Source organism: Micromonospora sp. NPDC051141 (genome assembly GCF_044455765.1).
GTDB lineage: Bacteria > Actinomycetota > Actinomycetes > Mycobacteriales > Micromonosporaceae > Micromonospora.
Genome location: NZ_JBITFD010000007.1, coordinates 266,481 through 283,667, shown reverse-complemented (window position 1 = coordinate 283,667; position 17,187 = coordinate 266,481). Strand labels below are relative to the sequence as shown.

Annotated in this window: 18 protein-coding genes; 8 read left to right on the top strand and 10 right to left on the bottom strand. The window is 74.1% G+C overall.

Annotated features, from left to right (window positions below; genetic code table 11):
* Nucleotides 1–101 precede the first annotated feature (101 nt).
* Complete coding sequence (locus ACIA6B_RS16485) at nucleotides 102–2,138, top strand: aminotransferase class I/II-fold pyridoxal phosphate-dependent enzyme (protein ID WP_396774088.1); 2,037 nt, start codon at nucleotides 102–104, stop codon at nucleotides 2,136–2,138.
* 44 nt (nucleotides 2,139–2,182) lie between these two features.
* Here ACIA6B_RS16485 and ACIA6B_RS16480 read toward each other — a convergent pair whose 3' ends face one another.
* From ACIA6B_RS16480 to ACIA6B_RS16450, 7 genes are all read right to left on the bottom strand, one after another.
* Nucleotides 2,183–2,950, bottom strand: coding sequence for a class I SAM-dependent methyltransferase (locus tag ACIA6B_RS16480; RefSeq protein ID WP_396774086.1), 768 nt, complete (start codon nucleotides 2,948–2,950; stop codon nucleotides 2,183–2,185).
* A 4-nt stretch (nucleotides 2,951–2,954) separates the two neighbouring features.
* Entirely contained in the window at nucleotides 2,955–4,028 is a 1,074-nt protein-coding gene (locus ACIA6B_RS16475) for a radical SAM protein (protein WP_396774084.1), read from the bottom strand.
* Between the two features lie 28 nt (nucleotides 4,029–4,056).
* Complete coding sequence (locus tag ACIA6B_RS16470; protein WP_396774082.1) at nucleotides 4,057–4,944, bottom strand: class I SAM-dependent methyltransferase; 888 nt, start codon at nucleotides 4,942–4,944, stop codon at nucleotides 4,057–4,059.
* On the bottom strand, nucleotides 4,941–5,435 hold the full coding sequence (locus tag ACIA6B_RS16465) for a hypothetical protein (RefSeq protein ID WP_396774080.1): 495 nt from the start codon (nucleotides 5,433–5,435) through the stop codon (nucleotides 4,941–4,943). The genes ACIA6B_RS16470 and ACIA6B_RS16465 overlap by 4 nt, the downstream gene beginning before the upstream one ends.
* A 2-nt stretch (nucleotides 5,436–5,437) precedes the next feature.
* Nucleotides 5,438–5,899, bottom strand: coding sequence for a glycosyltransferase (locus ACIA6B_RS16460; RefSeq protein WP_396774079.1), 462 nt, complete (start codon nucleotides 5,897–5,899; stop codon nucleotides 5,438–5,440).
* A gap of 65 nt (nucleotides 5,900–5,964) precedes the next feature.
* The gene (locus ACIA6B_RS16455) at nucleotides 5,965–6,708 is read right to left on the bottom strand and encodes a metallophosphoesterase family protein (protein ID WP_396774077.1); all 744 of its coding nucleotides are present in this window, start codon (nucleotides 6,706–6,708) and stop codon (nucleotides 5,965–5,967) included.
* Nucleotides 6,709–6,821: 113 nt separating this feature from the next.
* Nucleotides 6,822–7,499 carry a Crp/Fnr family transcriptional regulator gene (locus ACIA6B_RS16450; RefSeq protein WP_007073398.1) on the bottom strand — a complete coding sequence of 226 codons (678 nt, stop codon included), beginning with the start codon at nucleotides 7,497–7,499 and terminating at the stop codon, nucleotides 6,822–6,824.
* Between the two features lie 174 nt (nucleotides 7,500–7,673).
* Between ACIA6B_RS16450 and ACIA6B_RS16445 the strand changes: the two genes are divergently transcribed.
* The 6 genes from ACIA6B_RS16445 (at nucleotide 7,674) to ACIA6B_RS16420 (ending at nucleotide 13,061) form a co-directional block, all read left to right on the top strand.
* A complete protein-coding gene (locus tag ACIA6B_RS16445) occupies nucleotides 7,674–8,378 on the top strand; it encodes an adenosylcobinamide amidohydrolase (RefSeq protein WP_396774156.1) in 705 nt (234 codons plus the stop codon).
* A 136-nt stretch (nucleotides 8,379–8,514) separates the two neighbouring features.
* Nucleotides 8,515–9,678: a CapA family protein gene (locus ACIA6B_RS16440; RefSeq protein WP_396774076.1), complete on the top strand. Its 1,164-nt coding sequence runs from the start codon at nucleotides 8,515–8,517 to the stop codon at nucleotides 9,676–9,678.
* Nucleotides 9,679–9,738: 60 nt separating this feature from the next.
* The gene (gene nth / locus ACIA6B_RS16435) at nucleotides 9,739–10,518 is read left to right on the top strand and encodes an endonuclease III (RefSeq protein ID WP_396774074.1); all 780 of its coding nucleotides are present in this window, start codon (nucleotides 9,739–9,741) and stop codon (nucleotides 10,516–10,518) included.
* Complete coding sequence (locus ACIA6B_RS16430) at nucleotides 10,515–11,117, top strand: TlpA family protein disulfide reductase (protein ID WP_396774072.1); 603 nt, start codon at nucleotides 10,515–10,517, stop codon at nucleotides 11,115–11,117. The genes nth and ACIA6B_RS16430 overlap by 4 nt, the downstream gene beginning before the upstream one ends.
* Nucleotides 11,114–11,806, top strand: coding sequence for an NUDIX hydrolase (locus tag ACIA6B_RS16425; RefSeq protein WP_396774070.1), 693 nt, complete (start codon nucleotides 11,114–11,116; stop codon nucleotides 11,804–11,806). Before ACIA6B_RS16430 ends, ACIA6B_RS16425 begins: the two co-directional genes overlap by 4 nt.
* 76 nt (nucleotides 11,807–11,882) lie before the next feature.
* Nucleotides 11,883–13,061, top strand: a complete 1,179-nt coding sequence (locus tag ACIA6B_RS16420; protein ID WP_281934339.1) for a MarP family serine protease — start codon at nucleotides 11,883–11,885, stop codon at nucleotides 13,059–13,061.
* 15 nt (nucleotides 13,062–13,076) lie between these two features.
* Here the strand turns inward: ACIA6B_RS16420 and ACIA6B_RS16415 are convergent, their stop codons facing one another.
* The gene (locus tag ACIA6B_RS16415; protein WP_396774068.1) at nucleotides 13,077–13,532 is read right to left on the bottom strand and encodes a Pycsar system effector family protein; all 456 of its coding nucleotides are present in this window, start codon (nucleotides 13,530–13,532) and stop codon (nucleotides 13,077–13,079) included.
* Nucleotides 13,533–13,892: 360 nt separating this feature from the next.
* On the opposite strand from ACIA6B_RS16415, the gene ACIA6B_RS16410 reads away from it, so the two are divergent.
* Nucleotides 13,893–14,528 carry a Crp/Fnr family transcriptional regulator gene (locus tag ACIA6B_RS16410; protein WP_396774066.1) on the top strand — a complete coding sequence of 212 codons (636 nt, stop codon included), beginning with the start codon at nucleotides 13,893–13,895 and terminating at the stop codon, nucleotides 14,526–14,528.
* 32 nt (nucleotides 14,529–14,560) lie between these two features.
* On the opposite strand, the gene ACIA6B_RS16405 is transcribed toward ACIA6B_RS16410, so the two are convergent.
* Together ACIA6B_RS16405 and ACIA6B_RS16400 are read right to left on the bottom strand one after the other, a co-directional pair.
* The gene (locus ACIA6B_RS16405; protein WP_396774064.1) at nucleotides 14,561–15,910 is read right to left on the bottom strand and encodes a DUF4407 domain-containing protein; all 1,350 of its coding nucleotides are present in this window, start codon (nucleotides 15,908–15,910) and stop codon (nucleotides 14,561–14,563) included.
* Complete coding sequence (locus ACIA6B_RS16400; protein WP_396774062.1) at nucleotides 15,903–17,186, bottom strand: hypothetical protein; 1,284 nt, start codon at nucleotides 17,184–17,186, stop codon at nucleotides 15,903–15,905. Before ACIA6B_RS16400 ends, ACIA6B_RS16405 begins: the two co-directional genes overlap by 8 nt.
* Nucleotide 17,187 lies beyond the last annotated feature (1 nt).

Sequence of the window (17,187 nt, the reverse complement as noted above, 5' to 3'; positions counted from 1 at the left end):
GAAACAAACAGTCAAGCCTGACTTTTTCTGCCGCCGCTATCCGACACCCCTCGACCGGTCCGTTCCGCGATACTGTGCTCGGTTCACGGGGAGGCACGACGATGGATGAATTCGTGCTGGTCGGCGGTTCCGGTTTCCTGGGCGCCGCGACCGCCGAGGCACTGCTGGCCGCCGGTGCGCGGGTGACCGTCGTGGACCGGCATCCGCCGGCCGGCACGAACACCGGCGCGCCCGACTGGATCCGCGTCGACCTCCTGGTCGACGACCCACCCGAGCTGCCGCCCGGCCTCGTCGTGGTGCTGCTCGGCGCCAGCGAGCCGCGCCCCCGCCGGCCCTGGACGCTGCCGCTCGACAACGCGATCAGCACCGCCCGGCTGCTGCCCCGGCTGGCCGGCCGCCGGGTGGTGCTGACCTCCTCCGTCGAGGTGTACGGCGCCGCCGCCGGTCCGCTCACCGAGGAGACCGCACCCGACCTGCCGTGGTCCGTCGAGGATCTCGACGGCTGGTGCGCCGCCGCCCGCGAACTGGCCCGGACGCCCTGCCCGCCCTGGCGGGCCGCCCCGCTGGCCCGGGCCATGGCCGACGCCGACCCGAGCGGCCGGTGGACGTACGCGCTGGCGAAGCTCGCCCAGGAACGGCTCGTCGCCGGCGCGGTCGACCCCGACCGGCTGACCGTGCTCCGGCTCGCGAACGCCTTCGGCGCGGGACAGCACCGGGTCGCCACCCGGCTGGTCCGCCGGGCCCGCCAGGGGCTGCCGCTGCCGGTCACCGCGGACGCCGTACGCAGCTTCCTGCCCGCCGACGCCCTCGCCCGGATGCTGCTCGACGGGATCGGCCCCGGCGTCTGGAACGTCGGCGGGGAGCCGGTGTCCCTGGTCGACCTCGCCACCTGGATCCGCGACCTGTGTGGGTCGTCGGCGCCGCTGCTGACCACCCCCCGCCGTACGCCGGACAGCTCCGGCCTGGTGGTCACCGACAAGCTGACCGCCGCCGGTCACCGCGTGCCGCCGCTCCGCCCGCGCCTGGCGGAACTGGTCGACGCGGTGGACGCCGACCGGGCACCCGTGTTCCGGCCGCCGTTGCCGGTCGTCGTGCCGCCGCCGCCCGCCCACCCCGACCTGGTGGCCGACCGCCAGCAGGCGGCGCTCGCCAGCGGCGAGGTCAAGCACGGCAACCGGTGGACGCGGGAGCTGACCGAACGGCTGGGCAAGGAGCTGGAACTCGACGACGACTACCGGGTGCTGGTCACCGCGTCCGGCACCGCCGCACTACGGATCATGGTGGCCGCCACCGTCGGCCCGGCCCGCCCCGGCGACGTGGCGGTGCTGCCGTCGTACACGTTCCCCGCGACGGCGGAGATCCTGGTCCAGCTCGGGTACGCGCTGCGCTTCGTCGACGTGGACGCCGCGACCTGGACGCTCGACCCGGCGGCCGTCGCCAGCGCCGTCGAGAGGGGCGGCGTACGCGTGGTGCTCGCCGTGGACACGTTCGGCAACCCGTGCGACTACCCGGCCCTGCGGGCGGTCTGCGACCCCGCCGGCGTGGCGCTGCTGGCCGACTCCGCCGCTGCCCTCGGCAGCCTGCACCAGGGCCGCCCGGTGGCACAGCAGGCGCTGGCCCACTCGTACTCGATGAGCTTCGCCAAGGTGGTCTCCGCCGGTGGGGCCGGCGGCGCCCTGGTGCTGCCCGCCGACGCCGCCGAGGCGGTGCTCGCCGCGCCGGCCGGCTGGACCCGCTCGGAGCTGATGAACGAGCTGCACGCCGTCGTCGCGGTCGACCAGCTCGCGGAGCTGGACACACTGGTCCGCCGGCGGGCCGAGGTGGCCGAGGTGTACGCCGCCGCCGCCCGCACCCTGCCGGTGGAGTTCCAGCAGGTCCGCCCCGGGGACCGGCACTGCTGGGTGCACTGGGTGGCCCGGATCGCCGACCGGGACCGGGTGGCGGACGCGCTGGCCGCGCTCGGCGTGCAGACCAAGCCCTACTTCGCGGCGATCCACCGCGGCCCGCTCGGCGGCGGCGAACGGCTGCCGGTGACCGACCGGCTGGACGCCGAGGCGCTCGCCCTGCCGATGTCGTCGGAACTCACCGTGGAGCAGGCGGAACGGGTGGTCGCCGCGCTGCGCCGCTGCCTGGGCTGAAACTCGCCGGCGCCGGCTGGCGGGCCGGGTGGTCAGGCGGGCGGTCAGGTCGGGAGGCGGCCGGTCACCAGCAGTTGCTTGCCGGCGTCGGCGAGGACCGGGTCGTCGCCGAGCCGGCGCTCCAACGCCAGCAGCGCGTCCCGGTCGGCGGCGAGCCGCCCGGCCAGCCCCGCCCGGCCCAACGGCCCGGCGCTGACCAGCAACCCGGCGCTGCGGACCTCGACCAGGCCGGCGGCGGTGAACGCCGCCACCAACCGGGCGCGGTCCAGCAGGTGCAGGTCGGCAGCGTGCCCGTCGGCCCGCCAGACGCCCCGGCGCCGGGCCAACCGGTCGACCGCCTCGTCGTCCCGGCCGGCGCCGACCAGCTCCAGCACCAGGCCCACAAGCGAGTCGACGAGCACCGCCAGCACCCCGCCCGGACGCAGCCAGCCGGCCAGGTGCGCCACCGCCCGCTCGGGATCGGCGGTGTATTGCAGCGAACCCATCGCCAGCACCGCGCCGGCCGTGGCGGGCAGCGTCACCTCCGTCATCGAGCCCTCGACAAGCGTGAAGCCGGGACCGGGCGGGCGGCGGCGCAGCTCGGCGACCATCCCCGGCGCCTGCTCCACGCCGGTCACCGGATGGCCCAGGTCGAGCAGGCGTCGGGCCCAGCGGCCCACCCCGCAGCCGGCGTCCACCACCGGGCCGTCGGGCGGCAGCAGCGCGCTGACCCGCTCCCACGCCAGATCGTCGTACGCGCGCCGGTGCGGCACCGCGAAGTGCTCCTCGTAGCCGGGCGCCAGCGCGTCGTACAGCGGCTGGCTCGGGCGCATCGGCTCAGACAAGGCTGCGCCGCCCGCGCCGCCACTGCCGGTCGGCCAGGTAGGTGCCCGGCCGCCAGCGCAGGTTGAGGCTGTAGTTGCTGCCGCAGCCGACGCACTCCTTGCGGAACAGTCGCGCGTGCTCGGCGCGGTACTCCGGGGCGTCGACGATCTCGGCGATCGGGCGCTGCCGGACCGAGGCGGTCGGGTCGTGCGCCCAACAGCCGCCGATCTCGCCCCGGGAGTGCACCATCAGCTTGAGCTGCGACTCGGCGCAGGGGAGGTCCCGTTGCACGAGATCGTCGAAGTGCCCGCGCAGGTACCGCAGCTCCGAGTAGCGCGGCAACCACCGCTGGTCTGCCCGGGCCATCGCCTCCAACTCGGCAAGCGCCGCGTCGAGCCGGTCGCCGGCCACGTCGGTCTGCCCGGTGACCGCGTCGGTGCGGAACAGGAACGTCCGGTCGGTGACCAGGTTGAGGTAGAGCGCCACGCCCAGCTCCTGGGCCAGCGCCGCGATGCCGGGCAGGCTGTCCACGTTGTCCCGCATGACGGTGAAGTTCATCCGCACCTTCAGGCCGAGCCGGTCGCGCTCCGCGATCAGGTTCCGCAGGTGCCGGGTGGTTGTCTCGAACGCGCCGAGCCGGCCCCGGATCCGGTCGTGCACCAGCGCCGTCGGGCCGTCGACCGAGACGTTGAAGCTGCGTACGCCCGCGGCGAGCACCTCGTCGAGGACGGGCGGGGTGAGCCGGATGCCGTTGGTGTTCAGGTGCAGGTGGCGTACGCCCACCTGGCGGGCGTACGCCATCAGGGTCACCGCGTCCGGCCGGATCAACGGCTCACCGCCGGTGAAGTTCACCTTGTGGATGCGCATCGCGACGAGTTGCCGCAGGACGTCCCGCCACTCCTCGGTGGACAGCTCACCCTTGGTGTTGGTGGTCCAGCAGCCGCAGCTCGTGCAGCGCAGGTTGCAGTTGTCGGTGAGGAACAGCTCGGCGACCAGCGGCCGGACGTGCAGCCGGGGCGCGACCCGCTCCTTGATGGCGAGCCGGCCGAAGAACCAGGCCAGCCGCGCGGTGTCGGCCACGCTCACGGCTGCCTCCGGGTGGGGTGGGTGACGCTCACGGCTGCCTCCGGGCGACGACGAAGAGGTTGGCCGCGCGGAACAGCCGGCCGTCGAGGTGGATGCCGCGCTCCAGCAGGCGGCGTACCGAACCGCCGGTGAGCAGCGCCGGGATCTGCAACCACCGCCAGAACAGGTTGGCGCCGGTCACCGTGGTCGGCGCGAAGCCGGCCGCGCGCAGCAGGTCGAGCAGGTCGGCGGTGCGATAGTTGGTGTGCCGGTCCCGGCCGACCGACATGTCCCCGCGCAGGTCGTTCGAGAGGTCCGCGAACCGGCTGTGCCACACCTGCGACCCGAACCGCCACGAGTAGACGCGACGATGCAGCCGGGGGAAGTCGAACTTCGCGTTGTCGGGGTCGAGGAAGCTGAACACGTGCCGGCGCGGCACGGTGAGCACCAGCAGCCCCCCGGGAACGAGCACCCGGTGCGTCTCGGCGAGCAGCGCGGCCTCGTCGGGCACGTGCTCCAGCACGTCGAGCAGGCTGACCGAGTCGAAGCGACAGTCGGTGAACGGCAGCGGCCGACCGACCCGCAGCCGGTGCAGTGGCAGGTCGGGGTGGCGGGCGGCCAACCCGGCGAGATAGTCGGGGTGCGGGTCGGCGCCCTCGCAGGTCACGGTGCCGTGTTCGTGCAGCGCGGCGAGGAAGTCCCCGGGGCCGCAGCCCAGGTCGAGGTGCCGGCCGGTGCGGCCGGCCAGCGCGGACCAGGCGAACGCGTACCGGCGCAGCGGGTGGGTGGCGAAGGGCTGCGGGCCCGGTCGGCGGGTCGCCGCGTCGGCCCGGCTCGTCGGACCGGCCGGGCGCTCGTCGGCGCGGCTCGTCGGACCGGCCGGGCGCTCGTCGGCCCGGCTCATCGGACCAGCCGGGCGCTCGTCGGCCCGGCTCATCGGACCAGCCGGGCGCAGAGCGCGTCCAACGTGGCGGCCAACCGGGCGCCGTCGACCGCGCCGGGCAGCGGGCGGTCGGCCAGCAACCGCCGCTGCCGCTCCGGGTGCGCGGCCACCACGGCCGGCAGGTCGGCCGCGTCCCACACCGCGATCACCCGGCCGGAACGCTCCTCGTCGCGCAGGTAGGCGACCTGGTGGTCGTTGCCCATCTCGCCCCGCGCGGCCTCCCGGGCCACCGCCACCGGCACCCGGCCGAGCCGCTGGACCAGGCGCACGGTGTTCCCCGCGTGGGTGATCACCACGTCGGCGGCGGCCAGCCGCTCGCGCAGGTCGTCCAGGGGCAGGAACGCCTCGTGCGGGCACGGCGGCGTCACTGTCGACGTGCCGGTCTGGACGAACACCTCGTGCGCGGCGCAGAGCGGCGCGACGCCGTGGATCAGGCGGTCGAATGGCCACGGACCCATGCCGACGGTGACCAGGACGCGGGCCATGGTCAGTAAAGCTCCCCGATGAGCACCGCGCGGGGGCGGGACGCCAGCAGGGCGGGGCGCTGCACCAGCACCGCGGCGGCGAGCCGGGAGCAGAGCCGGGCGGCGGAGCCGGCGGGCCCGGTCATGTTGAACGTCTCCAACCACAGCGCCGGCACCCGGAGCAGGCGGGCGGCGAGGAAGACGCCGACGGCCACGCCGGTGCCGGCCGACACCACCACGTCGGGTCGCTCGCGGCGCAGCAGCCGCAGCGCCCGCCAGGTCGCCGGCAGCACCCGCAGCCGGGTGCGGGTCGACAACTCGGGCTGCCAGTGCACCCGCTGCCCGGCCAACGCCACCTCGGTGTCGGGGGCCCGGACCGCGACCCAGACCGGATCGTGCTGGGCCCACCAGGGGCGGAGCGCCAGCAGGTCCAGCAGGACGCCACCGCTGCTGGAGACGAGAAGCACCCGGTACCGCCGTCCCATCAGGCCACGCTATCGCAGAGTCGCGGCTCAGGACGCCCCCGTCCAGCGTGGACGTCGGGTACCCGTCAGCGACCGTCCCGGGGGCCGAAGGCGGTGAGCGCGTCCAGGTCGGAGTATCCGCCGCGCAGGTACTCGTCGGCCCACTGCGCCGCCTCCGGGAAGCCGGACCCGGCGACCACCTCGGCGCAGACGGCGTCCACGTCGAACCGGGTGCGGCGCAACTGCACCCCCGGACCGAGCAGCGCCCACCAGGCGCCCGCGCCCCCGTACGGCATGCCGACACTGCCCGGGTTGACCACCAGGCGACGGTCGGCCAACCGGGTGTACGGCATGTGGGTGTGCCCGCAGACCACGGTGCCGACCTCGGCCGGCAGGCCGGCGAAGACCTCGGCCCAGCGTTCCGGCCGCGAGTCGACGAGCACGACCTCCTCGTCGTCGCGGGGCGTCGCGTGGCAGAACAGCACGTCGCCGAGCCCGGTCACCGGCAGCGTGACGTGCGGTGGCAGCGCGGCCAGCCGGGCCACCTGGTCGTCCCGGAGCTGCGCGGCGGCCCAGTTGGCGACCTCGATCTCCGACGGCTTCCCGGCCCGCGCCTCGACCAGTTCGCGCTCGCCGTTCCCGCCGACCCAGCGGGCGCGGTCGCCGAGCGCGGCGAGCCGGTCCAGCACCTCGACCGGCTGCGGGCCGGAGGCGATGTCCCCGGTGAGCACGATCAGGTCGGCGGCGGCCACGTCCGGCTCGGCCAGGACGGCCTCCAGCGCCGGCAGCACACCGTGGATGTCGGAGAGGACGGCGACACGATCGATCATCGCCCCAGCCTGGACGTCGGCCGCCGGGGACGTCCAGGAATTCTGCGCCGGGCAGACACGCGCCGGCCCGGACCGCGTGGGGGCGGGCCGGGCCGGGGCGGAGGTGCGGAAGGTCAGACCCGCGCGCGTCGGGCCAGGCGCTCCGGGTCGAGGATGATGATGCTCTTGCCGTCCAGCCGCAGCCAGCCGCGCGAGGCGAAGTCGGCGAGCGCCTTGTTGACGGTCTCCCGGGACGCGCCGACGAGCTGGGCGATCTCCTCCTGGGTGAGGTCGTGGGTCACCCGCAGCACGCCGCCGTCGCGGGTGCCGAACCGGCCGGCCATCTGGAGCAGGTTCTTGGCGACCCGGCCGGGCACGTCCGTGAAGATCAGGTCGGCGAGCGAGTCGTTCGTCCGGCGCAGCCTGCGGGCCAGCACCCGCAGGAGCTGCTCGGCGATCTCGGGCCGGTTGTTGAGCCACGGCCGCAGGGCCTGCTTGCGCAGCCGGACCAGCCGGGTGTCGGTGACCGCCGTGGCGGTCGCCGTCCGCGGGCCGGGGTCGAACAGCGACAACTCGCCGACCATGTCCGACGGGCCCATCACGGCGATCAGGTTCTGCCGGCCGTCCGCCGCGCGGCGACCCACCTTGATCTTGCCGGACAGGAGGATGTAGAGACTGTCACCGGGCTCGCCCTCGTTGAAGACGACCTCGCCCTTGCGGACCTCGATCGTCTCCATCTCCTTGGCGAGCGCCTCGGCAGCCTCCGGGTCGACACCCTGGAAGATCCCGCTGCGGGCCAGTACCTCGTCCATCGCGCACCTCCGCCTGCGCGTGCCGTCCGTCGGCCCGGGTCCGCCGTCCGCTGATCCCTCGCGCGCCGCCAGTCTAGGCGCACATGAGCAGGAATCGGAGGTGCACCCCTGGATCCGGCCCCCCGGCACCGGGCCGGGTGCCACCGGTCCCCATCTGATCGTAGGGTGACCGGCGTGCTGTGCGAGCCGATCCTGACCAGCCGGTCCGAAGCCGGGTGGGACATCCCGCTGTTGGTGTGGCGGGCCGACAAGCCGCTGCTGGCGGTCGGCTCCGCCCCGCTGGGCGGGGGGATCGGCGTCCGCCGGTGGGTGGTCAACGCGACCGTGCCGATGACGTACGACCGGGACGACCCGGCCGCCCACCTGGCCGAACTGGCCCGGGACCTGGGCCTGGGCGGGCCCGGGGTCGGGCTGCTCACCGGCGTGGACGTGACCGAGGTGGTGCACCGCGACGACGGCGGCGTGCGGGTCTGGGCGACGGTCGGTCTGGGCACCCCGGTCTGGGCCGCCGCGCCGGTCGGCGGCGGCCGGGAGACCACCGACGCCCCGGCCACGGCGGCCGGGCCCGCGCCGGCCCACCCGGTCGGCACCGTCAACATCGTGGTGCACGTGCCGGTCCGGCTCGGGGAGGCCGCGCTTGTCAACGCGGTGGCCACCGCCACCGAGGCGAAGGCGCAGGCGATCTGGGAGCTGGGGCTGCCGGCCACCGGCACCGCCACCGACGCGGTCACCGTGCTCTGCCCCGCCGACGGCGTGCCGGCCCCGTACGGCGGCCCGCGCTCGACCTGGGGCGCCCCGCTGGCCCGGGCCGTGCACGCCGCCGTGCGCGCCGGCGGCGCCGGCCCGGTCGTGCCCTGGTCCGACCGGCGGGCCGGCTGACGTGCGCAGACCGGTATTCCGGCCATTCGGCCCTCGTCGCGGCGTCCCCGGGGCGGTAGCGTCGCCGACGATGTACGCTTCCGCCCACTCTGTGCCCCGTTCCCGCCGCGTCGCCGGGCCCCGCCCCGTCGGTCCCGTGCCACGCCGTGCCGTCCCCCGCCCGCGCCTCGCCGCGCTGGCCGCGCTCTTCGCGGTCCTGCTCGCCGCCGGCTGCTCGGACTCCGGCGACGGCGACGGCCCGCTCTGGCAGAACGGGCAGGGCGGCGGGTCGACCGGGTCGGCCGGCCCCGCGTCCGGCGACCAGCCGGCCGCCTCCGGCGAGTCGACCGAGCCGTCGATCTCGCTGACCGCGACCGGTGACGTGATCATGGGGAACGCGCCGAACCGGCTGCCGCCCAACGGCGGCAAGGGCTTCTTCGACGACGTGAAGTCCGCGCTCAAGGGCGACCTGGTGATGGGCAACCTGGAGGAGCCGCTCACCGACGACACCGGCGCCGGTAAGTGCGGCCCGAACCCGCAGAACTGCTACCAGTTCCGGGCGCCGCCCGGCTACGCCGCGCACCTGCGCTCGGCCGGGTTCCAACTGCTCAACCAGGCCAACAACCACGGCAACGACTACGGCCAACAGGGCTACGAGAACACCCAGTCGGCGCTGGAGGCGCACGGCCTCAAGCACACCGGCGCGCCCGGCGAGATCACCGTCGTGGACGTCAACGGCGTCAAGGTGGCAGTGGTGGGCTTCTCGTCGTACCCCTGGTCGAACAGCCTGATCGACCTGGACGCCGCCAAGCAGGTCATCGAGATGGCCAAGGGGATGGCCAAGCTCGTGGTGGTGCAGGTGCACATGGGCGCCGAGGGCGCGGACAAGACCCGGGTCAAGCCCGGCACCGAGATGTACGTCGGGGAGAACCGGGGCGACCCGATGCGTTTCGCCCGTACCGTGATCGACGCCGGCGCGGACCTGGTGATCGGGCACGGCCCGCACGTGCTGCGGGGCCTGGAGTTCTACCAGGGCAAGCTGATCGCCTACAGCCTGGGCAACTTCGCCGGCGGCGGGAAGTCGTTGCAGAGCGCCGGTCGGCTCGGCTACGGCGGCGTGCTCAAGGTGTCGCTCACCGCCGAGGGCCGCTTCGTCGGCGGCACGTTCACCTCCACCGTGATGAACGGCGTCGGCCGACCCTCCGTCGATCGGCAGGACCGCGGCCTCGGGCTGGTGCGCGAGGTGACCCGGGCGGACTTCCCGGACACCGGCGCGAAGCTCGACGCGAACGGCAAGATCAGCGCACCGGCGGGTGGCTGAGCGCACGCCGCCCCGCGTCGACCCACCGGGGCGTCGGCCCCGCGACGTAGGCTGGCCGGCGTGACCACGCGCTCCCCCGAGACCGATCTTGGCCGTACGCGTCGGGCCCGCCGCATCGGGCGGGTGCTGACCGAGACCCACCCCGACGCGCACTGTGAACTCGACCACGGCAACGCGCTGGAGCTGGCGGTCGCCACGATCCTGTCCGCCCAGTGCACCGACAAGAAGGTCAACGAGGTCACGCCGAAGCTGTTCGCCCGCTACCGCACCGCCGCCGACTACGCCGGGGCGGACCGTGTCGAGCTGGAGGAGCTGATCCGGCCCACCGGTTTCTACCGCAACAAGACCAGATCGCTGATCAACCTGGGCCGCGCGCTCTGCGAGCGGTACGACGGCGAGGTGCCCGGCCGGCTCGCCGACCTGGTCACCCTGCCCGGGATCGGGCGCAAGACCGCGAACGTGATCCTCGGCAACGCGTTCGACGTTCCGGGCATCACCGTCGACACCCACTTCCAGCGGCTGGTGCAGCGGTGGGAGCTGACCACCGAGACCGACCCGGTCAAGATCGAACACGTGATCGGCGCACTCTATCCCAAGCGGGACTGGACCATGCTGTCGCACCGGATCATCTTCCACGGTCGTCGGGTCTGCCACGCCCGCAAGCCGGCCTGCGGCGCGTGCACGCTGGCGAAGCTCTGCCCCGCGTACGGCACCGGGCCGACCGAGCCGGCCGCCGCGGCCAAGCTGCTGAAGGGCCCCCGCGCGCGGGACCTCGCGGCGGCCGTCGGCCTCGACCCGGACCTGGTGCCGCAGCAGGCGACCGTGGCGGACGTGCCGTGACCCGCCGGCTCGCGTTCCTGCTCGTCCCGCTGCTGCTGGCGGCGGGCTGCACCGCCCCGGCCGAGGAGCCGGCCGGCCCGGCGTCGGCCACCCGCGCGGAGCGTCCCTCGCCGTTCGCCGACTGCGCCCCGCTGACCGCGGCGCCGGCCTCGGCCGCGCCGTCGCCGGCCGGCCGGCCCGGTGATCCGCTGCCCGACCTGGCGCTCAACTGCTTCACCGGCGGCGCGCCGGTGAAGCTGCGCGACGTGAAGGGCCCCGCCGTGATCAACGTGTGGGCGTCCTGGTGCCCGCCCTGCCGCAAGGAGCTGCCCGCGTTCCAGCGGCTCAGCGACCGGGCCGACGGCCGGTTCCAGGTGATCGGCGTGAACAGCCGGGACAGCCGCGGCGGCGCGCAGTCCCTCGGCGAGGACTTCGGCATCGACTTCCCGATGCTGCTCGACCAGGGCGACGCGTTCGAGCGCGCGCTCGAACGCAGCGCGTTCCCGTTGACCGTCCTGGTCGACGCGGACGGCCGGATCCGGCACATCGAGGGGACCGGCGCGCTCGACGACGCCCGCCTCGCCGCGCTGGTCCGCACGCACCTCGGGGTGCGGGTGTGACCCGGACGCCGCCCGGATGGCTGGACCCGCTGCTGGGCCGGCTCGGCAGCGCCCGGGCCGAGGACTTCACCCAGCTCACCACGCCGGAGACCGGCGGCCGGGAGAGCGCCGTGCTGGTGCTGCTCGGCGAGGAACCCGGCGCCGGGCCGGACATGCTGGTCCTCCAGCGCGCCGCCACGCTGCGCAACCACGCCGGGCAGCCGGCCTTCCCCGGCGGCGCGGCCGACCCGGAGGACGCCGACGCCCGCGCCACCGCGCTGCGCGAGGCGAACGAGGAGGTCGGCCTCGACCCGGCCAGCGTCACCGTGTTGGCCGAACTGCCCCGGCTGTGGATCCCGGTCAGCGACTTCGTGGTGACCCCGGTGCTCGCCTGGTGGCACGACCCGCACCCGGTCCACCCGCGCGAGCCGGCCGAGGTCGCGCACGTCGCCCGACTGCCGGTCGCCGAGCTGGTCGACCCGGACAACCGCATGCGGGTACGCCATCCCAGCGGCTGGATCGGCCCCGCGTTCTCGGTCCGCGGCATGCTGGTCTGGGGCTTCACCGGCGGCGTGATCGACCGGCTGTTGGAGATGGGCGGCTGGGCCCGGCCCTGGCCCCGCTCGCGGGTGTGGGAACTGCCGCCGGTCGGCGCCACCCCGGCCCCCTCGGCCGGCACCGACGCGGCCGACGAGAGCCCGGTGCGCTGATCACCCGCACGGATCCTCAGGTCACGTTCAGCGAGCGCTGAGCCGGCCACCGGCCCGGTGCCCGTACCCTTGGGGCGTGTCCGCCGTGGATCTCGTCCTGCTCCTGCTCATGCTCGTGTTCGCGATCAGCGGATACCGCCAGGGCTTCGTCGTCGGAGCGCTGTCGTTCTCGGGCTTCTTCCTGGGCGCGTTGCTCGGCCTCCAGGTCGGCCCGCTGATCGCCAGGCAGTTCGCGTCCAGCGGCACCCGGGTGTTGATCTCCCTGGTGGCGATCTTCGGGCTCGCCGTGCTGGGGCAGGCGCTGGCCGGCTGGCTCGGCTCCAACCTGCGCGCGGCCATCACCGGGCCGGCCGGCAAGAAGGTCGACGACGTCGGCGGCGCGTTCATCTCGGTCATCGCGGTCATGCTGGTGGCCTGGCTGGTCGCGGTGCCGCTGGGTTCCTCGTCGGTGCCCTGGCTGGCCGCCTCGGTCAAGGACAGCGCGTTGCTCACCGTGGTGGACCGGGTGCTGCCCGACCGGGCGCAGGAACTCTCCACCGCCCTGCGGGACACCGTCGACACCAACGGCTTCCCCGACGTGTTCAACGGCCTGGGCAGCACCAACGCCCGGCAGGTCTCGCCGCCCGACCCGGCGCTGGCCAACTCCCAGGTGGTGCAGAACAGCAAGCGGTCGGTGGTGAAGGTGCTCGGCTCCGCGCCGAGCTGCTCCCGCCGGATCGAGGGCTCCGGCTTCGTCTACGCCGACGACCGGGTGATGACCAACGCGCACGTGGTGGCCGGCACCCGTTCGGTGGCGGTGGAACTGCGCGGCGAGCGGTACGACGGCGAGGTGGTGGTCTACGACCCGGATCGGGATTTGGCCGTGCTCTACGTGCCGGGGCTGCCCGGGCCGTCGCTGCGCTTCGCCGCCGGTGCGGCGGCCAGCGGGGCGGACGCGATCGTGCTCGGCTTCCCCCTGGACGGCCCGTACGACGCCCGACCGGCCCGGGTGCGGGACGTCGACCGGATCACCGGGCCGGACATCTACTCCTCCGGGGACGTGACGCGGGAGATCTACACGATCCGCGCGTTGGTGCGCAGCGGCAACTCCGGCGGCCCGCTGGTCTCCTCGAACGGGCTGGTGCTCGGCGTGATCTTCGCAGCGGCGGCGGACGACCCGAACACCGGCTTCGCGGTGACCGCCGCCGAGGCGCGGTCGGTGGCGCTGGCCGGCGCGGAACGCACCCGGGGCGTGGCCACCGGCGACTGCACCTGAGCGACGCCCGGCCGATCAGCCGGACGAGTGCCGGGCGACCGCCGCGGCGACGGCCAGCAGGCAGGTGCCGCCGAGGAGACCGAACACGCCCAGATTGCCCCACCGGTACTTCGCGCTCGCCACGTGTGCGTTGACCCAGACCTGGGTGGCGACGGCCCGGATCAGGGCGTCCGGGTCCCGTACCAGGCCCCGCAACGCGTCGACGTACTCGTCGGGGCCACGCCGGTACAGGTCCGCGACGCTCTGGTGGTAGAGGAGACTCACCGGTCCGCCGCGCGGGCCCGCCCTCGGACGCAACGCCAGCCCGGCGCCGATCACCGCGGAGACGAGGAGGACGGCCGCACCGGTCACCGCCACCACCAGAGCCGGTCCGGGGCGGTCGAGGCGCTGCGCGAAGGTGTAGAGAACCCCGCCCAGCACGCCGGCGGCGGCCAGCGTGGCTGCCGCCTTCGTCTCCGCGTGCTTCACCATCTCCAACGCCACGGTCAGCGCCCGCCACGCGTGCTCGACGTCCGACGGAGCGGACGGGGTCGGCGGTCGTCCGCGTCCGGATGACCGTTCCGGGCGGCGAGACGTCTTTTGTCGCATGGGCCTTGCCTTTCCGCAGGGCCGCGTCGGGCCGCTTTCGGGGGGACGCGACCGGTGCGCCGGTGACTGCTCCTGCTTTCGGCTCCGAACCCGGCCGGTACGTGGTTGTGCCGGCCGGGCCCATGAATCAGCCTGATGGGCGACGACTGCCTGCCTGATCGGCTGGCCGTGGACTGGGGGCGACGATTGAGAGCAACTCCACCGTGGAGATCCGGGAGCCTGTTGGGCCGACTGTCGGCGCCGGTGCGTGACGAACTGCTCGGGCTGGGGGCGGTGCGGCGGTACGCCGACGGGGCCCGGATGATCCACGAGGGACGGGACGACAGCCATGTGCTCCTCCTGCTCAGCGGGTTCGCCAAGGTGACGATGGCGGCCGGTGAGGGGCAGGCGCTCCTGGCGGTACGCGGCCCGGGAGACACGGTGGGCGAGCTGGCGGCGACCAGTGGGCACCCACGTCAGGCCTCGGTGGTGGCGTGTTCGCCGGTCACGGCGCGCGTGATCGTGGCGTCGGTGTTCCGCCACTTCCTCGGCCGCAACCCGGAGGCCGCGGTGCAGGTGGCGGCCGTCGTCGCGGAGCGGCTCGCGGCGGCGAACCGACGCCGGGTCGAGTTCGCCACCCAGCCGTTGCAGAGCCGGCTGGTGAGTGTCCTCGTCGAACTCGCGGTCCTCGCCGGTGAACCCGCCGCACCCGGTGTTGTCCGGATTCCGCTGCCGCTGCGGCAGGGCGAACTCGCCGCGATGGTCGGCGCCTCCGAGGACACGGTGCAGCGGGCGCTGCGCGTGTTGCGCCGGGACGGACTGGTCGAGACGGGATACCGCTCGCTGGTCGTCCGGGATCTCCACCGGTTGCGCGCCAAGCTCGACTTCCCGGCCGCCTGATCGGTGGCGGGCGGCGACTGCCGTCCCGGGCATCAGTCGTCGTCCCGGGGGTCGCGGCTGTACCGCTCGGCCAGCCGATCGATCTCGGCGTCCAGTTCCGCGTCGTAGCGGGCCTGGGCGACCCGGTCGGCCTCGTCCACCGCCTGGATCCGGGTGTCCCGGTCGTGGTCGATCTCTCGGATCGCCACGTCGGACGCCGCCTGGGTGCGGCGCTCGTGGGTGGAGAGGAGCGAGTGGTGCATACGCTTGCCCGCCTCGATCTGCCGGTTGACGATCAGGTCGTAGGTGGTGCTGCCACCGAGGAACTTCGCCAACACCGGCAGGCAGTCGATCGTGATGAGCAGCAGTCGGACCAGCCATTGCGCGGCGAGCACGAAGCCGCTCTGCCGGGAGAGTTCGCCGAGGGCGCGGTCCTCGTCGAGCACACCGATCGGCTTCCTGATCTGCCGTTCTTCGTCCAGCCTGGCCGCGATGGCCCGGTCGACCTGCGCGGCGTAGTCAGCCGTCCGGCCGGCCAGGGTGTTCGTGGAGGCGGCGATGGCGGCGTCCAACTGGTCGAGCCTGGCCTGCCGCTCGACGATCCGGCTGTCCTGGCGGTACTGCTCGACCACCTTCCAGGCGTTGTCGCACCGGAAACCCTTACCCGCGGTCCCCGACAGGCCGGGCCCCGACCTTCCGGCACACTCCTTCTCGGCGAAGGCCTGGCGGCGACGCAGTTCCGCGCTGGACTTGTCGACCTGGGCGCGGAGCAGGTTCCGTTCCGCGGTCGCCCGGCGCAACTTCTCCCGCTCGTCGTCCGGGCTCGCCAGCGGGAGGCGGAACGTGCCGCAGGCGTCGACGTCGACAGCGGAGCCGTCGGCCGGGTTGCACTGCTTGAGCCGTCCGGCGATCTCGTTGACCTCGCCGTTGCGGGTCCGGTCGAGCTGGGCGTGGATGGCGGGCTGGAAGGCCCACAGCAACAGGGGTTCCGCGATCACGGCGCCCATCAGCAGGGCGATGACCAGACGTGGGACGAAGAGCGCGAGCCGCCGGCCGCCGAGCAGCCCGTGGGTGCTGGAGATCAACCAACTGTCGATGGTGACGACCAGGAAACCCCAGAAGAGCGCCGCCGGCACGATGGCCGGCCACGGGACGTCCACCACCCGGTGCAGCGCGGTCGCCAGCGAGAGCGCCGCCATCAGTCCCGTGTTCACCACGATGAGCCCGAGACGGGCATAGCGGGGGCGCTCCTCGGGCACCCAGTCCAGCAGATCCTCCCGGACCCCCACGAGACGCCGGGCCCACCGCGCCGGCCCGTGGGCGGGCGGGGCCGGGCGGTACGGCTCCGTGCCGGCGACGTCGCCGCCGGCCGTCACGGACGAGGCGGGCAGCGTGTCAGTCATCCTCTTCCCGCAATCCCATGTCGTCGTCCACCCGGCCGCCGGTGCGCGCCTCGCCGCCGTCGTCCGGGACGGCCCGCTCGGACGCCTCGATCTCGGTGTGCGCCGAGCGGCCGACCGCCGCCGGAGGGGGCCCGCTCAGCTCGTCGAGGGGGGTGCCGGTCACCTCCGCGATGATGCGCTCCAGCCGGATGTTGAGGAGGTTGGCGTGCCCGTGCTTCGCCATCTCCTGGATCACCTCGACGTTGATCGCCATCCGCCGCTGCTGGTCCTCGCGTTGCTCCCGTCCCCGTCGGAGCTGGTCCTCCCGTTCCCACTGGAGGCGTTGCGCCTCGTCGGCGCGCCGCGCGTCGTCCCTGCGCTCCTCCTGCGCGAGCATGCTCTCCGCCAGCTCCTTCGCGCCGAGGTCGCCCACGGTGTGCGCGTAGATCTGCGCCTTGATCGGATCGCCGCCGATCATGTCCACGGCCTGCGCGGCCCGCAGGCGTGCCGCCTCGCTCTCGATCTCCTGGATCCGGAGCCGGCGGCGTAGCCGCGTCAACTCGACGAGGTCGGCGTGCTCCTCGGTCTCCACCTCGATCCGCTGCCGATGCTCGCGGTCCTCGTCCGCGCGGTCGCGGACGTTCCGGTCCTGCCCGGTCGCCAGGGCGTGCGTGTAGTCCTGGTCCGCGGTGTCCAGCAGGTGCTTGCGGTGCTTCTCCCGCAGGGCCTTTTCGAAGGCGGCCACCTCGTCGGGGGTCAGCACCTCCACCGCGGCGAACGTGGCGTGCAGCCCCGGGATCATCGCGGGACGCTTCTCGGTGTACGCCCGGAGGTGGCCCTCGACCGCGCGCCGCACCTGGTTGACCTGGGACATCCGATGTCCCACGCCCATCTGGGACAACCGGTGGTAGCGCTTCAGGTAGGTCAGGAGCGCGGTGTGGGCGTTGACGTTCTCGCGGACCACCCGCACCGGGTCGGTCACGGAGCAGACGAACGTCGCCCGCACCGTGAAGTCGCTCGCCTCCGCCGAGCTGACGGTGAACTGGACCACGACCGGGACCTCACTGCCCCGGTCGACGAGGCTGACGTGCGTCGCCCGGACGACCTGTGCGTCGTCCGGCGGCAGCCGTCCGTCGTCGACGACGTACGACCCGTCCACGCGGTACACCAGCACCTGGTGTGCGTGCGGACGCGGCAGCCGCTGCCCGGCCCGCGTCTTCCTGCGCATGCCCAGCATTCCTCTGCTCGGCGCGGGCGCGAGATAGTCCTGGCTCAGGATCGGGTAACTGGTGGTCATG

Bases quoted from the DNA above. Each gene is read 5' to 3' on its own strand.
- ACIA6B_RS16485 (WP_396774088.1), top strand. From the start codon at position 102: ATGGATGAATTCGTGCTGGTCGGCGGTTCCGGTTTCCTGGGCGCCGCG.
- ACIA6B_RS16460 (WP_396774079.1), bottom strand. From the start codon at position 5,899: ATGGGACGGCGGTACCGGGTGCTTCTCGTCTCCAGCAGCGGTGGCGTC.
- ACIA6B_RS16405 (WP_396774064.1), bottom strand. From the start codon at position 15,910: ATGACTGACACGCTGCCCGCCTCGTCCGTGACGGCCGGCGGCGACGTC.
- ACIA6B_RS16450 (WP_007073398.1), bottom strand. From the start codon at position 7,499: ATGGACGAGGTACTGGCCCGCAGCGGGATCTTCCAGGGTGTCGACCCG.
- ACIA6B_RS16415 (WP_396774068.1), bottom strand. From the start codon at position 13,532: ATGGTGAAGCACGCGGAGACGAAGGCGGCAGCCACGCTGGCCGCCGCC.
- ACIA6B_RS16400 (WP_396774062.1), bottom strand. From the start codon at position 17,186: ATGACCACCAGTTACCCGATCCTGAGCCAGGACTATCTCGCGCCCGCG.
- ACIA6B_RS16470 (WP_396774082.1), bottom strand. From the start codon at position 4,944: ATGAGCCGGGCCGACGAGCGCCCGGCTGGTCCGATGAGCCGGGCCGAC.
- ACIA6B_RS16465 (WP_396774080.1), bottom strand. From the start codon at position 5,435: ATGGCCCGCGTCCTGGTCACCGTCGGCATGGGTCCGTGGCCATTCGAC.
- ACIA6B_RS16480 (WP_396774086.1), bottom strand. From the start codon at position 2,950: ATGCGCCCGAGCCAGCCGCTGTACGACGCGCTGGCGCCCGGCTACGAG.
- ACIA6B_RS16455 (WP_396774077.1), bottom strand. From the start codon at position 6,708: ATGATCGATCGTGTCGCCGTCCTCTCCGACATCCACGGTGTGCTGCCG.